Source organism: Phocaeicola massiliensis B84634 = Timone 84634 = DSM 17679 = JCM 13223 (genome assembly GCF_000382445.1).
Classification (GTDB): domain Bacteria; phylum Bacteroidota; class Bacteroidia; order Bacteroidales; family Bacteroidaceae; genus Phocaeicola; species Phocaeicola massiliensis.
In genome coordinates, this window is sequence record NZ_KB905473.1 from 108,821 (window position 1) to 124,560 (window position 15,740).

The 15,740-nt window shown below is 41.2% G+C and carries 15 protein-coding genes; 14 read left to right on the top strand and 1 reads right to left on the bottom strand.

The window, feature by feature from the left end; genetic code table 11:
• The first annotated feature begins 4 nt into the window (after window positions 1–4).
• The 7 genes from HMPREF1534_RS05695 (at window position 5) to HMPREF1534_RS05665 (ending at window position 8,378) form a co-directional block, all read left to right on the top strand.
• A complete protein-coding gene (locus HMPREF1534_RS05695) occupies window positions 5–1,627 on the top strand; it encodes a TonB-dependent receptor (RefSeq protein ID WP_005942396.1) in 1,623 nt (540 codons plus the stop codon).
• Between the two features lie 121 nt (window positions 1,628–1,748).
• Window positions 1,749–4,091, top strand: coding sequence for a type I DNA topoisomerase (topA, locus tag HMPREF1534_RS05690; protein ID WP_005942398.1), 2,343 nt, complete (start codon window positions 1,749–1,751; stop codon window positions 4,089–4,091).
• On the top strand, window positions 4,088–4,615 hold the full coding sequence (locus HMPREF1534_RS05685) for a shikimate kinase (protein ID WP_005942401.1): 528 nt from the start codon (window positions 4,088–4,090) through the stop codon (window positions 4,613–4,615). The genes topA and HMPREF1534_RS05685 overlap by 4 nt, the downstream gene beginning before the upstream one ends.
• A 61-nt stretch (window positions 4,616–4,676) precedes the next feature.
• Entirely contained in the window at window positions 4,677–6,569 is a 1,893-nt protein-coding gene (gene speA, locus HMPREF1534_RS05680; protein WP_005942404.1) for a biosynthetic arginine decarboxylase, read from the top strand.
• A gap of 4 nt (window positions 6,570–6,573) precedes the next feature.
• A complete protein-coding gene (gene argB / locus HMPREF1534_RS05675) occupies window positions 6,574–7,347 on the top strand; it encodes an acetylglutamate kinase (RefSeq protein ID WP_005942406.1) in 774 nt (257 codons plus the stop codon).
• Window positions 7,348–7,408: 61 nt separating this feature from the next.
• On the top strand, window positions 7,409–7,918 hold the full coding sequence (locus tag HMPREF1534_RS05670; protein WP_018452351.1) for an RNA polymerase sigma factor: 510 nt from the start codon (window positions 7,409–7,411) through the stop codon (window positions 7,916–7,918).
• Window positions 7,908–8,378, top strand: coding sequence for a hypothetical protein (locus tag HMPREF1534_RS05665; protein ID WP_005942410.1), 471 nt, complete (start codon window positions 7,908–7,910; stop codon window positions 8,376–8,378). The genes HMPREF1534_RS05670 and HMPREF1534_RS05665 overlap by 11 nt, the downstream gene beginning before the upstream one ends.
• Before the next feature lie 198 nt (window positions 8,379–8,576).
• On the opposite strand, the gene HMPREF1534_RS05660 is transcribed toward HMPREF1534_RS05665, so the two are convergent.
• Window positions 8,577–9,293, bottom strand: a complete 717-nt coding sequence (locus HMPREF1534_RS05660; protein ID WP_005942412.1) for a head GIN domain-containing protein — start codon at window positions 9,291–9,293, stop codon at window positions 8,577–8,579.
• 105 nt (window positions 9,294–9,398) lie between these two features.
• Between HMPREF1534_RS05660 and HMPREF1534_RS05655 the strand changes: the two genes are divergently transcribed.
• From HMPREF1534_RS05655 to HMPREF1534_RS05635, 7 genes are all read left to right on the top strand, one after another.
• Entirely contained in the window at window positions 9,399–10,103 is a 705-nt protein-coding gene (locus tag HMPREF1534_RS05655) for a M48 family metallopeptidase (protein WP_018452352.1), read from the top strand.
• Window positions 10,104–10,274: 171 nt separating this feature from the next.
• On the top strand, window positions 10,275–11,975 hold the full coding sequence (locus HMPREF1534_RS05650) for a hypothetical protein (protein ID WP_005942415.1): 1,701 nt from the start codon (window positions 10,275–10,277) through the stop codon (window positions 11,973–11,975).
• Window positions 11,976–12,219: 244 nt separating this feature from the next.
• Window positions 12,220–12,444 (top strand): DUF3244 domain-containing protein, encoded by a 225-nt coding sequence (locus HMPREF1534_RS0119160; RefSeq protein WP_018452353.1) that lies wholly within the window; start codon window positions 12,220–12,222, stop codon window positions 12,442–12,444.
• A gap of 26 nt (window positions 12,445–12,470) precedes the next feature.
• On the top strand, window positions 12,471–12,887 hold the full coding sequence (locus HMPREF1534_RS05645; protein WP_005942419.1) for a lanthionine synthetase LanC family protein: 417 nt from the start codon (window positions 12,471–12,473) through the stop codon (window positions 12,885–12,887).
• Window positions 12,888–12,960: 73 nt separating this feature from the next.
• Window positions 12,961–13,203 (top strand): TIGR04149 family rSAM-modified RiPP, encoded by a 243-nt coding sequence (locus HMPREF1534_RS0119165; protein ID WP_005942422.1) that lies wholly within the window; start codon window positions 12,961–12,963, stop codon window positions 13,201–13,203.
• Window positions 13,204–13,337: 134 nt separating this feature from the next.
• Complete coding sequence (locus HMPREF1534_RS05640; protein WP_005942424.1) at window positions 13,338–14,612, top strand: 6-bladed beta-propeller; 1,275 nt, start codon at window positions 13,338–13,340, stop codon at window positions 14,610–14,612.
• Between the two features lie 189 nt (window positions 14,613–14,801).
• A complete protein-coding gene (locus tag HMPREF1534_RS05635; protein WP_032937165.1) occupies window positions 14,802–15,581 on the top strand; it encodes a galactosyltransferase-related protein in 780 nt (259 codons plus the stop codon).
• The last annotated feature ends 159 nt before the right edge of the window (window positions 15,582–15,740 follow it).

Sequence of the window (15,740 nt, forward strand, 5' to 3'; positions counted from 1 at the left end):
GATTATGAAGAAAATAGCAATTATAGCGTTTGTGGGCTTGTTGCCTCTGTCGGCTGTATATGCACAGCAAGACAGTACTTTGAACCGCACTGTGGTAGTGGAGAATGAGTATAACCCTACTGTCATGGATGCTTCCAAAATAAATGTGTTGCCCAGGGTGGAAGAACCGGCAGTAGTGAAGAAAGGAATTGAGTATGCTACGGCTTTGCGTCCTGTGGCTGCCTGGAATTATGAAGAAATGTTTCCTATAGTCCGTGAATGGGAATGGGAGAAGGCCAAACGAGGATATGTGCGTGTGGGTGCCGGTAATTATGGTAATGTGGACTTCAAGGCCGGATATATATGGGACATTACGAAAGGTGACCGTCTGAATGTTGCTACTTCATTGGATGGCATGAATGGAACCCTGAAAGATGCAATTGATAATGATTGGAAATCCCGTTTTTATTCTTCTTCTTTCAATATAGGGTATAGACATAGTTTCAGGAATATGGATTTGAATCTTGGAGGAGGATTTCATTCTCGTGTATTTAATTATATGTTGAGTCCGATTTCTTCTATCTCCGGCGAGAATGATAAACAGCATCACACACTGGGAGATTTCTATGTCGGGTTGTCTTCTACGGATGAAATGATGCCATTGCAATTTACTGTACAAACAGGCTTTCAGTATTTTAAACAGAAATATCCGGCAATTTCTGATGAGAACAGCACGGAAAAAATAATTCATACAGCAGGTGATGTATGGGGAAAACTGAGCGATATTCAGCGTGTGGGTATTAAATTTGAAATGGATAATTTATTTTATTCAGATGACTTGATGAAGGATTATACTTCTTTAGGTTTGAATCCTTATTATGCTATTGATGAAGATAGCTGGAGACTGCATCTGGGTGCGCATGTCGACTGGATGACCGGTAATGATAGCGGTATAGATGTAGCCCCGGACATTCGTGCTGAGTATATCTTCTCCGATAGTTATATTCTTTATTTGAATGCACAAGGAGGCAGACAGGTAAACGATTATCGTATGTTGAGCCGCATCTCTCCCTATTGGGGAACAGAGCAGCAGCTTGATGCGACTTATGTCCCTTTTGATGCAACTTTGGGTTTTAAGGCGTCTCCTGTAAGTGGGTTATGGTTTAATATATTTGGTGGTTATCAGATACGTAAACATGAGTTATTCTGTACGTTAGTGCCTGCGGGACAATTTGTATATACGGGTTTTGTACAGGATAAAGGAAAAATTGGTTATGGAGGTGCAGAAGTGAAATATGGCTATAAGGACTATTTTGATGCATCGGTAAAAGGTACGTATTACGGTTGGACAACAGATAGTGACGACGATATGATAGTTGCCATGAAGCCTGAAATGGAACTGAACTTTAAAGTTGATGCCAAGCTGATGGACGGTTTAAAGCTTCGGTTAGGTTATGATTATGTAAAGCGTAAGGGTGAGGATGTCGATCCTGTCAGTAATCTGAGTGTGGGTGCTACCTATGAGCTTTTAAAAGACATCTCTATCTTTGTGGATGTGAACAACCTGTTAAATAAACAATATTATTACGAAGGAGGATACCCTGCCGAAAAACTGAATGTTTTAGGTGGTCTTACTTTTCGATTTTAGTTAAATAGGCTTCTAAAAAGAGCCTTTTTAAGAAAAAAAAGCAGAAACATACCTTATTATATAGGTGTAGTTCTGCTTTTTTTCTACTTTTGCCCTTAAATAAAATGGAATACATTATATTATGCAAAAAAATCTTGTAATTGTAGAGTCACCCGCAAAAGCCAAGACCATAGAAAAATTCTTAGGAGAAGACTATAAAGTCCTTTCCAGTTACGGGCATATCCGTGACTTAAAGAAGAAAGATTTCAGTATCGATGTAGAGAAGGGATTTGAACCGACTTATGAGATACCTTCTGATAAGAAAAAATTGGTCGGCGAGTTGAAAGCTGCGGCAAAGAACGCTGATATGGTGTGGCTCGCATCCGATGAGGACCGTGAGGGAGAAGCCATTTCGTGGCATTTATATGAAGTGTTGGAACTGGACCCGAAGAGGACAAAGCGTATTGTATTCCACGAGATAACCAAAACTGCGATATTAAAAGCCATTGAAACCCCGCGTGACATAAATGTGAACCTTGTAAATGCTCAGCAAGCGCGTCGTATCTTGGACAGGATTGTAGGTTTTGAGCTTTCTCCTATTTTATGGAAGAAGGTAAAACCTGCTCTTTCTGCCGGTCGTGTGCAGTCTGTTGCTGTTCGGTTAATTGTGGAACGTGAGCGTGAGGTGCACGCTTTTGTCAGTGAGCCTTCTTATCGTGTAACAGCAATATTTGAAGCTCCTGATGCCGATGGTAATAAAACGGAAGTGAGGGCTGAGTTAGACAGACGTTTTAAGACAAAAGAAGAGGCTCAGGCATTCCTTGAATTGTGTAAGGATGCAGAGTTTTCTATTGAAGATATTACGACTCGTCCGGTTAAGAAGTCGCCGGCTGCTCCATTTACCACTTCCACTTTGCAGCAGGAAGCTGCTCGGAAGTTAGGGTTTACGGTTGCGCAGACTATGATGGTGGCGCAACGGTTGTATGAAAGCGGGCAGATTACTTATATGCGTACCGACTCTGTGAATCTTTCGGACTTGGCATTGGCGGCCTGCAAATCAACTGTCATTTCACTGATGGGAGAAAGGTATGTGAAGACACGTCAGTTTGCAACGAAGACAAAAGGTGCTCAGGAAGCTCACGAAGCGATTCGTCCGACGGATATGTCGAACGAGACTATTGCGGGAACGTCACAGGAGCAGAGATTGTACGAATTGATTTGGAAACGTACTGTTGCATCACAGATGGCAGAGGCTGAACTTGAAAAGACCACTGCTACTATCTCTATCAGCAATAGTGAAGAAACTTTTGTTGCTATTGGTGAAGTTGTGATTTTCGATGGCTATTTGCGTGTATATAAAGAGTCTTATGACGACGATAACGAACAAGAGGATGAAAGCCGCTTGTTGCCTCCTTTGAGTAAAGGACAGTCATTAGAGAGTAAGGAAATTTCTGCCACTCAGCGTTTCAGTATGTGTCCTCCGCGTTATACCGAAGCCAGTCTGGTGCGTAAGCTGGAGGAACTGGGCATCGGGCGTCCGTCTACATATGCTCCTACCATATCGACGGTCCAGCAACGTGGCTACGTGGTAAAAGGAAACAGTGAAGGCGTAAAACGTCCATACGAGATATTGAAGCTCAAAGGGAACAAGATAACCGAAACAGTCAAGACGGAAACAACCGGAAATGAGAAGTCTAAACTATTGCCTACTGATGTAGGTATAGTGGTTAATGACTTCTTGATGGCATTCTTCCCCGAAATTATGGACTATAATTTCACCGCGAGTGTTGAAAAAGAATTTGATGAAGTGGCGGAAGGCGAGAAAGAGTGGACGAGTGTAATGAAGAACTTTTACGACGGCTTCCATCCGTTGGTAGACAAGACCATGAATGCGAAGAGCGAGCATAAGGTGGGTGAAAGAATTCTAGGCAATGATCCGGTGAGTGGGAAGCCTGTATCCGTAAAAATTGGTCGATTTGGCCCGGTGATACAGATAGGCATAGCCGATGATGAAGAAAAACCCAAGTTTGCGCACTTGCCGAAAGGTCTTTCGATAGAAACAATTACGTTGGAAGAAGCGCTTGATTCGTTCAAGCTCCCGAAAACGTTAGGTGAGTATGAAGATAAGACAGTGACGGTAGGAGTGGGACGATTTGGACCTTATGTCCGTCATAATAATGTATTCGTCTCTATTCCCAAGGGGGAAGATCCGATGGAGGTTACCTTGGAAAAAGCGATTGAAATGATTAATGCCAAGCGCGAAGCTGCCGAAAAGAAGATTATTAAAACATTTGATAAAGAGCCTGATTTGCAGATTCTGAACGGTCGTTACGGACCTTATATTGCTTATCAGAAAAAGAATTATAAGATTCCTGAAAGCGTAGAACCGAAAGATTTAAATCTGGAAACTTGCTTTAAGGTGATAGAACTGCAGAAAGAAAAAAGTGAGACTCGTAAACGAGTGGCAGCTAAGAAAAAGAAATGACACGTATATTTTTAATAGGATATATGGGTGCGGGGAAAACGACTTTGGGTAAAGCGTTTTCCCGCGAACTGGGTCTTACTTTCATAGACTTGGATTGGTATATTGAGGAGCGTTTTCATAAAACTGTTCAGCAGTTGTTTTCAGAACGCGGTGAACAGGGTTTCCGCGAATTGGAGCAAAAAATGTTGCATGAGGTGGCTGAGTTTGAAGATGTTGTAATCTCGGCCGGTGGGGGCACTCCTTGTTTTTTTGACAATATGGACTATATGAATGCTTGTGGGGATACCGTGTTTCTTCAGGTGGAGCCCGAGGTGTTGTTTCACCGTTTAAAAGTGGCAAAGCAACAACGTCCGTTATTGGCAAACAAAAGCGATGAAGAATTGATGAACTTTATTTGTGAAGCGTTGCAGAAGCGTCATCCTTTTTATTCGCAGGCGAAGTTTCTGTTTCGGGCCGACGAGTTGGAAGACAAGTCGCAGATACAGGCATCAGTAGATAGCTTGAGAAAGCTGTTGGATAAATAAACAGATTGAAAGTTATAATCTATTTAGTAAAAGTATACACACTATTTGCACAGAACAAGAAATGAGAAAATGGCGTATTGAAGATTCGGAAGAACTCTACAACATTACAGGTTGGGGAACTTCGTACTTTAGTATCAATGACAAAGGTCATGTAGTGGTAACTCCCCGTAAGAACGGTGTCGCAGTCGATTTGAAAGAATTGGTGGACGAGCTTCAGTTACGGGATGTCGCAGCACCTATGCTGGTTCGTTTCCCGGATATTCTTGATAATCGTATCGAAAAAATTTCGAACTGTTTCAAGCAAGCATCCGAAGAGTATGGTTATAAAGCTGAAAACTTTATCATCTATCCTATTAAAGTGAACCAAATGCGTCCGGTGGTGGAAGAAATCATAAGTCATGGCAAGAAGTTTAATTTAGGACTGGAAGCCGGTTCCAAACCCGAATTGCATGCAGTGATTGCTATTAACACGGACTCAGACTCGCTGATTATCTGTAACGGATATAAAGATGAGAGCTATATTGAGTTGGCTTTACTGGCTCAGAAGATGGGGAAACGTATCTTTCTGGTAGTAGAGAAGATGAATGAGTTACGCTTGATTGCAAAGATGGCGAAACAGCTCAATGTACGCCCTAATATAGGTATTCGTATTAAACTGGCTTCTTCGGGCAGTGGAAAATGGGAAGATAGCGGTGGAGATGCCAGCAAGTTTGGATTGACTTCCAGTGAGTTGCTGGAAGCACTTGACTTTTTGGAAAAGAAAGACATGAAAGATTGTTTGAAGTTGATTCATTTCCATATCGGAAGTCAAGTAACCAAGATACGCCGTATTAAAACAGCTTTACGTGAAGCTTCACAGTTCTATGTACAATTACACGCAATGGGCTTCAATGTTGAGTTTGTTGATATCGGTGGAGGCTTGGGTGTTGACTATGACGGTACCCGGTCTTCCAATAGTGAAAGCAGCGTGAACTATTCTATTCAGGAGTATGTAAACGACTCTATCTCTACGTTGGTGGATGCTAGTGATAAAAATAATATTCCGCACCCCAATATTATTACAGAAAGTGGTCGCTCACTGACGGCACACCATTCGGTGCTGATTTTTGAAGTGCTGGAAACAGCTACTCTGCCCGAAATGGATGAAGACTTTGAAGTAAGTGAAAAAGACCATGAACTGGTGCATGAACTATATGAAATATGGGATAATTTGAATCAGAGCCGTATGTTGGAGGCATGGCATGATGCACAGCAAATTCGTGAAGAGGCACTGGATTTGTTCAGTCATGGTATTGTGGATTTAAGAACCCGTGCGCAGATAGAACGTCTCTATTGGTCTGTGACTCGTGAGATTAATCAAATTGCTTCCGGGTTAAAACATGCTCCCGATGAATTCCGTAAATTGGATAAATTATTGGCTGATAAATATTTCTGTAACTTTTCGCTTTTCCAGTCTTTGCCGGACTCTTGGGCGATAGATCAGATATTCCCCATTATGCCTATCCAAAGACTGGACGAGAAACCCGACCGGAATGCTACTTTGCAAGACATTACTTGTGACTCTGACGGAAAGATAGCCAACTTTATATCTACCCGTTATGTATCGCACGACCTGCCTGTGCATTCATTGAAGCAAAAAGAGTCTTATTACATAGGTGTCTTTTTAGTGGGAGCTTATCAGGAAATTTTAGGAGATATGCACAATTTGTTTGGTGATACGAATGCAGTGCATGTATCGGTAGATGATAAAGGGTATTCTATTGATCAGGTGATTGATGGCGAAACCGTGGCGGAAGTGTTGGATTATGTTCAGTATAATCCGAAGAAACTGGTGCGTACATTGGAAACCTGGGTGACTAAATCTGTAAAAGAAGGTAAGATATCGGTAGAAGAAGGAAAAGAATTTTTGTCCAACTACCGTTCCGGGCTTTATGGATATACTTATTTGGAATAAAAGGATGAAAGAAAAACTGACTGTCATAAAGGTAGGCGGAAAGATTGTAGAGGAAGAAACTACGCTTAGTCGGCTTTTGGCCGACTTTTCCGCTATTGAAGGATATAAATTGTTGGTGCACGGTGGGGGACGTTCAGCCACCAAACTGGCTGCCCGATTGGGTATTGAAAGTAAAATGGTGAATGGCCGTCGCATTACGGATGCCGAGACGCTGAAGGTTGTGACTATGGTTTACGGCGGATTGGTAAACAAGAATATCGTTGCCGGTCTGCAAGCTAGAGGAGTGAATGCTATCGGGCTGACCGGAGCGGATATGAACGTTATTCGTTCAGTGAAACGGCCGGTGAAAGAGGTGGATTATGGCTATGTAGGTGATGTGGAAAAGGTGAATGCCGATTTTCTGGCTACACTGATTCGTCAGGGTATTGTTCCTGTCATGGCTCCTCTGACTCATGACGGGCAGGGAAGTATGCTGAATACCAATGCCGATACCATTGCCGGGGAGACAGCAAAAGCGTTGGCGCCACTTTTTGATGTGACACTTGTTTATTGTTTTGAGAAGAAAGGCGTATTACGCGACGAAAATGACGATGATAGCGTCATTCCTGTTATTACTCCCGAAGAATTTAAAGAGTATGTAGCCCGGGGTATCATTCAGGGAGGGATGATACCTAAACTGGAAAATTCCTTCTCTGCCATTGATGCAGGAGTGAGTCAGGTTGTAATTACCTTGGCTTCAGCCATTAAGGGAGAAGGCGGAACTATAATCAAAAAATAATTCAAAAAATAGGCGGGTGAGTGTAACTTTTGTACAACTCACCCGTCATTATTACAGAGCAATGCAAGAAATCAGTTTCCGAAACGACATTTTGCCCCTGAAAGACAAACTCTACAGGTTGGCTTTTCGTATTACGCTGAACAGTGCTGAAGCGGAGGATGTGGTGCAGGATACGATGATTAGGGTATGGGATAAACGTGATGAGTGGCCGAATTTTGAATCCATCGAAGCCTACTGTCTGACGGTAGCAAGAAATCTGGCAATAGACCGGAGTGAAAAGATAGATTCACAGCACATGGAATTGACACCCGAAACACAGGAACTGCCCGATGCATTGAACCCTTATGAACAGTTGGCACAGAGTGAGCAATTAGGTTTGATTCACCGCCTGCTGAACGAACTTCCCGAAAAGCAGCGAAGTATTATGCAGTTGCGGGATATTGAAGGAAAGAGCTATAAAGAAATTGCAGATATTTTGCAGATAACGGAAGAGCAGGTGAAAATCAATCTCTTTCGCAGTCGGCAAAAGATAAAACAAAGATATACGGAAATAGAAGATTATGGATTATAAGTACATTGAACAGTTATTGGAACGCTACTGGAACTGTGAGACTTCCTTGGAAGAGGAACAGATTTTGCGTTCTTTCTTTCATCAGAAAGAGATTCCTGCTCATTTACTCCGTTACAAGGCAATGTTTGCTTATCAGGAGATTGAGAAGGAGAGGGGGCTGGGCAGTGACTTTGATGCCAAGGTTCTGACCCGGGTGGAAAAACCGGTTGTGAAAGCGCAACGCCTCACTTTGCGAACGCGCTTTATGCCGTTGTTCAAGGCTGCTGCCATGATAGCTGTCTTGTTTGTGATGGGAACGGTGGTGCAACGTTCCATGCAGGATGATGGTAGCGATATGGTGTATATGCATGATGATTACCGTGATACCGTAAATGATCCGCAAGTGGCATACGAACCGGTGCTGCCGATAGATACGGTTACAAAGATAGCCGGAGATGAGGCAGCAGGAGTGAAGAATTAGATAACATTTTCATTTGCTTTTATATATAAATAGATAGTTAGTGCTTATTAAAACAACTTTTTAATTCGAGGCTGTGAAGTTTCAATTCTCTCAAATTTTAAATTAACTAACTAAATAATGTAAAAAGGATTACCGCGTGAGCAGTAATCCTTTTTTAGGTAGATAATCTAATGTAAAGAGAGAATTATGAAATGAGCTTTATCTTCTTTTTACGTTACCGATACCGGATTTATTTATATCGGTAGTTGGGGGATTCCCAAAGTAATCAACATTGCCTATTCCGTTTGTACTTACGGTTATCTTTCCTGATGCATAACAAGAAACATTTCCAATGCCTTTTTGTTCAACGACAACATCTGAAACAATCATATCTTTGGCGTTTAGGTTTCCAATACCTTTGATGTGATAGCTTGCCTTCTCTGCCTTTCCTTTCAGTATGACATTGCCTATTCCGTCGGATCTTACGCTTATATTATCGGCGGTCAATTCATCTGCTTTAAAGTTTCCTGTTCCGTTAGAGGTGATTTTTATATCATCTACCTTGACGGAATCTTTCAAGGTTATATTGCCTGTACCTTGTTGGCTGATGCTGCTCAATTTGGGAGCAGTAATAGTGATTGTGACATTGTTGTTCTTCAAACTGCGGAATTTCACACCTTTCTTCATGGAGATGTGCAGTGTACTGTCTTCCGAAGTGACAATAAGACTGGAAATGATATTGTCGGGGCCATAAGCCTCTACAGTTGTGGCATTACTTTGCTTGAATACAATATTGACGGTACCCTGGCTGGCAATATTATCGAATGCTTCCACACTGTATTTCTTGGTTATTTTGTTCTTGCTGGGAGCAATGCCGTTTACACAGCTTGTCAGAGTCATAACCAGACTGAATAAGTAAAAGTATGTACGTTTCATATTTCTGTGTTTTTTATTGGTTTCTATCTATTAGACGAAGAGAGTGGCAGTAAAGTTGCAATTCCCTCTTTTTTTTCTTATGAATAATATATCTTTGTGGCTGATATGGCAACAAAGAGAGTATTAGCTGACAAAGATTTCAATCGTATTATTGTGCGTACCCATCGTTTGGCACGTAACATTACCATGCGTGTAAAGCCGGATGGACTGCATGTTACGGTACCGCCTTACAGCCTGAGCAGTAAGGTGATGGAAGTTGTAGAGCAATATCGTGAACGCTTGTTGCAGGACTGGCAGAGGGTATGCAAGAAATCTATAGACTTGGATTTCCGTATTCAGGCCCCTTGTTTCAGGCTATGGCTGGAAAAAGGCAATTTTACCTGTTTTTCTGTGCGGAATACGGAGGAAGGAATAAAAATCATTTGCCCCCGTGATGTTGACTTTACAAAGGAGGAGGTGCAGCGGTTGGTGCGCAATGCCATTATCAGGGCGATGAAGAAAGTGGCGGGTGAATATTTGCCACCTTTGCTTGATGCATTGGCAGAACACTATGGCTTGTCATACAAACGAGTGAAGATAACCGGAAGCAAAGGACGTTGGGGCAGTTGCTCGGCGGCCGGGAGTATAAACCTTTCCTGCTATTTGATGCTCTTGCCTTCGCACCTGATGGATTATGTGCTGTTGCACGAGCTGTCGCATACAAAAGAAATGAATCACGGTCCTCGTTTTTGGGAACTGCTGGATAGTATGACCGAGGGAAGGGCACATCTGCTGCGGGCGGAATTACGACAATTCAATACTGATTTTTAGCAAGCACATCCCCTCATCCTCCCTTCAGCCGTGCTTCCCAAGTCCCTTCCCAATCTGCCTTCAGCATTTGGCTGTGTTCTGATAATCTGTAAAAAACGAGTCGTTAAGTTTCTAAAACTTTGATATTGCGAAACTTTTTTATTTACTTCGCAATAATATATATAACTAACTATGAAAAGGGAGAAAAACATTCTATTTATCCTGACCATTCTATTACTATTGGCATGTACAGCCTGCTACCGTTCCACTCGTCATGTCACAGAGCACTTGTCGCAAGCGGAGGAACTTATATGGACTGCCCCCGATTCGGCGATGCACCTATTGGAGTCCATCTCTGCTTCCCGGCACTTAACCGGAAAAGAGCAGGCAGACTATGCTTTGCTGCTTTCGTTAGCCCAATATCGCTGTTATATCCCTGTATCCTCCGATTCATTGATAAACCTTGCCATAGAATATTATAAAGATAAGAATGACGCAGATAAAAAAGGGGCAGCCTTTTATGTAAAGGGATGCATATTGGAAGAATATTGCAAAGACATTCCCAATGCCCTGCTAGCTTACAAAGAAGCCGAAATGTGTATTCCCGATATGAATGAAAAACGGTATGTTGCCCGTATTTATAGCAGCTTGGGATATATTAATAAAAAATCTTTCCATTTCGAGCCGGCTAAAGAATATTATCAAAAAGCCGTGCAAGCAAATATAGATGGAAAGGACACGGTTGCATACGCCAGTAATTTGCTCAATCTGTCAACTCTTTATTATACCCTTCATCAAGCGGACAGCGCTAATAGGTGCATCAATACCTTAATAGATATTGCCGATTCTCTAAATGACCTTGACCTTCAGGTCAAAATATACAATAATATAGCAAACAGAAAGATATTTGAAAAGAACTATGCAGAAGCAGAAAAATATCTGATTCATGCCATACGATTATCTTCTCCCCATTTTCCCGACAAGTTGTCGCTGGGACTGGCCAATCTATATGCATATACTGGACAGAAAGAGAAAGCAGACAGTCTCTTTACTCACTTATTGTCTTGCCCGGACTTGCTAGTGCGATCCAATAGCTATCTGGATTTATTAAACTATTTTTTGGCTTCTCATCCCCAAGAGCACTCCTATCTAAATCATTATATAGCACTAACAGATTCCATTTACAAGGAAAACCGTGCAGAAGAAGTAGGAAAAATACAGCAGAAATACGATAATGAAGTGCTGGCGCGTACCAACGACCAACTATATTTTAAATGGATACTAACTAGTGTTGTTGGTTCACTCATTTGTATAATTGCAGTTACTTTCTTGCAAAAAAAATGGAGAAAGGCAAATGCTCTGCAAAAACAAATAGAAGAATTGGAAGAGAAGAAGAAGGTACTAACTAGTAGTTCCCAAGAAAACGAACGTTATGTAATCCAAATAAGCGAGTTGGAAAGTCAAATAAACGATTTAAAAAATGAAAAAAGAAGGCTGAAGTATTTCATAAACAAAACAAAGGAGAGCAAGGAGGACAAAGAGGATGATTATAGTTCAATCTTCAAAACCTATTTGTCCATCACGAAGGACAAAACGTATGACAAAGAGCGGGAGAGAGACAACCTGCGTCAATGGCTTAACTTGACGAATCAAAATTTTACCGATAAGCTGATAAAGCATTACCCAGTATTATCCAAATCAAATCAGCTTATGGACGTATGTTGTTTAACTGCACTAAACCTTAGCATAGAAGACATTGCCACATTGCTGGGTATCGGGGAGCGGACTGTCGAACGATATACCAGTGATATTTGTAAAAAAGTAGGGCTTCCCAAGGGAGGAAAACATATTTTTGTAGAATTTATCAATTCTATAAAAGAGTTGGAAGCGTGATTTATGTACTTTTTTAACATTTGCCTTTCGTCATAATATCTCATTTTCGGCAATTAAATGCGGTATAAAATATAGTAATATGTTAATAGTCAGCAAGATAATGATATCTCATTATTTCCCCAAGTTTCATTTGGATATGAATTAAAATAGGCTTATGTTTGCCATCATTTAAAATTTCAGACTATGAAACACGTACTTTTTTTGCTCCTTGCATTTATTACTATTCCCGCATGGGGGACAGTAAATGAAGATAAGAAAGAAACTTATCCTTACCTTTTTTGATGCAATAGAAGATGTAACTGTCTCTATTGTGGGAAACTCAGGTACAGTAGAAACACGCACGGTATCATTTAATGATTTCCAGACTGAAATCTTCGATGTAAGCCGGTATGCAGCAGGGAATTATAATTTATTGATAACTACCCCCAGAGGAACCTCCTTATCGGGAAACTTTAAAATAGGTGTTTAGAAAATCCCTAACTAAGAAAGAAGAAGATGGCTGATGATAATGCTTTATTAGAAAAAATAGCCAATCATTACCTGTTTTATGGTTCTTTTCACTCTGATTTAGGGCTATACAACGGCAAGATGGGAATGGTCATTTTCTTCTTTCATTATGCACGATATACCGGAAATAGTTTATACGAAGATTTTGCTGAAGAGTTTTTAAATGAAATATTGGAGAAGCTGCACACCGAAACCCCCATCTCTTTCAAAAGAGGGCTGGCAGGCATAGGATGGGGCATGCTCTATCTCATTAAACAAGGATTTATGGAAACAGACATCCAAGAAACATTTAAAGACATGGACGACAAAGTAATGGAATACAATCTTCTGTACATGAAGGACCGCTCATTAGAAACCGGGGCAAAAGGAATAGGGCTCTTAAGTGTGCGCACGCTTGGGCAATAGGATATTTTCTTGTTTTGTTCCTCTCAAGAAATTTATTGGTAGAATAAATTGTAATTTTTAAATTAAACGAATAATGAAGACATTAAAAAAAATCAAACTGAATGGTTTGAATGATGCCGAGTTGAGAGATCGCGAAATGGATGCTCTCAATGGTGGTGATAGGACATGTGGTTGCGGTTGCAATTATGAAGGTAGCGGAGGTTCTACTACTCATAATAATGGAACTGCTAACTATAAAATCGGTCCTAGCGGCGGAAATTCAACTGGTGGATGTATTACTGATGGTGGTTATACTCTATTTAGAACAATTATATAATAACGAACCATGTTCTAAATACGCCGTGCGTTAAAAATAAGAATAGGGAATGAGAAAATAAAAATTTGCCTAATGCAGCAATATATTTACTCCTTCCCTACTCTTTGAAAAAATAAAATATTAAAACACACACTATGAAATACTTGTTAACCTTGTGCATGGGATTTTTCATGTTGCTCTCTTGCAATAATAAGTCCTCCCAATCTGCCGCAATAGCAACAGACGAACCGGAAGTGAACGAAGACACGCTCTTCAGAGTAATAGATTTGGCAAATAACCTGAAGCCATGTAGCGACTCTTTGCTGCTGAGCGATATTGTGGAGGATGTGGAATATGTAAAACTAGAGGCGGTAGACAATGCTTTGGTTGGAGAAATGTATAAGGGTTATGTATCCGACAGTGCCATCTTTTTTTCCTGCATTGGCAGCCCAATTCGCCCTCATATCTTTATGTTCGACCGTTTCACAGGGAAATTTATCCGCACAATTGGTAAATCAGGACAAGGGCCGGGTGAAATGTATTCACCGGTTAATGTTGTAGCCAAAGACAGCTTGGTCTATCTATCCTCAGACTATCGCGATGAACTTTTTGTTTATAAAATAAAAAACGGAGAGTTTGTGAGATGTATCCCCCTAAACAAACCTTATGCTTCTGCATGGTATTATTACATTGGCGACAACAGAGTGATCCACTTTCCATTTTATAACGTTTGGGATGGTAAATATTCAATGTGCGATATGACCATTCAGGATTTTGATGGAAATATCATCCAAGAACAAACACCTGAGGTGGACTACACCGGATTTGACTACAGAAACAAACCAAATACAGGCTTCGCTGTCGCATGGGCTTATAAGAATCATCCCAATGTGTATTCTTTTTTCACGGATACCATCTATGCAGCTTTTGATGACACCATCCGCCCCAGATATCTCTTATCATTAGGGAAATACAAACGTCCGCTCCAACTAAAGGTTAGTCCTGAATGGAAAAATTATATCATATTTCATCATTTTTGTGAAACCAAAGACTGTCTGTTAGGCAGTTTTGGATTGGAGCAAAAAGCATGGTTCTTCAGATACGACAAAAAAAGTAAAGAAATAAAGACATGGAAACAAGAGGCTAAACCATGGGATAATCTTCCAGGATTTGAATGGATAATCAGATCTGCCCCCGGCATCACCAACGACATTGACGGTTGTTCCGACCACCTTCGTAAAATGAGTTATGTCAATGAAAACCAGTTTGCAATCTGTATCACCCAAGACAATATGGATGAAATCAGAAAGATAGTATCCGAATCCACGAACGTGAAATTCCCCGAAAAGCGTCAGCAGCTTCTAGATATGATTGACTCGATGGGGCCGGATGATAATCCGATTCTGGCTATTTATAAATTAAAAGACTGATATAAAGATGGACAGCATTTTAAGTTGCATGACTGCAGGTCATAATATATACACCATAAACAGAGAGCGCAAACAACTGTTCCTGACAAACCCTCAGTTGGTGCCTCATCTATATAAGAAAACCACCATAGACAGCCAATCTGATTATTATGCCCGGAAACAACTTTCGATATACTTTCTTTATCCGCATTGCAATCGAATCGGAAGGTTTCCTTTGTCATTCCCGTCCGTGTGGACTCGCCCGAAAGGGCACAGAATCTGGACCTGGTAGTAGAGCAGCTAATGGCTTTGAAAGATTCCATCCGGATGGAGATAAGAATTCTTGAGGCCGATGAACATCCGCATTATGAATTGAAAATCAGCGATGAACATATACACAAGACTTTTGTGAGGGATGCCTCCCCCGTCTTCCACAGAACCAAATATCTGAACCGGCTGATGCAGGAAGCTGAGGGAGCGATTGTCGGTATATGGGATACCGATGTGCTGCTTCCGAAAGAGCAAATACTGGAAGCTGTTGATGCCATAAGAAAAGGGAATGCGGTCATGAGTTTTCCATACGACGGAAGATTTTATATGCTTCCGCAGGAAGACAGTCTGCTGCTGAAGAAACGGGAAATGAACATGGAGGAATGCTGTCAGAAGATATATGAATATGTATTGGCTCACGGACCGAACTCGGTAGGAGGTGCGTTTTTGGTCAATAAGAATGTTTATATCAAGTATGGCGGAGAAAATCAACATTTCTATGGCTGGGGACCGGAGGATGCGGAACGTTGCAAGCGTATGGAGATACTTGGTTTACCCATCTATCGGGCTCAAGGACCACTCCTGCATTTGTTTCATCCCAGAATGCAGAACTCTTGGTTTGGTAATCAGAGGTTGGAGTATGCAAACAGGATGGAATTTATCAGAGTGGCAGGAATGACCAGAAGCCAATTGCTGCAATATATATCCGGCTGGAAATAAAACCAAAAGACCTTACCGGCCTCCCCCCCCCCATCAACAGGACGTTTCAACGGCTAATGAAAGGAAAAACATTCCGTGGGGGGAGAGGCAGAAACATTTAAACTGTAATAGTGTGTTTTTTCGATTATATTGCTTATATTTGTTTCGATATCATAACCT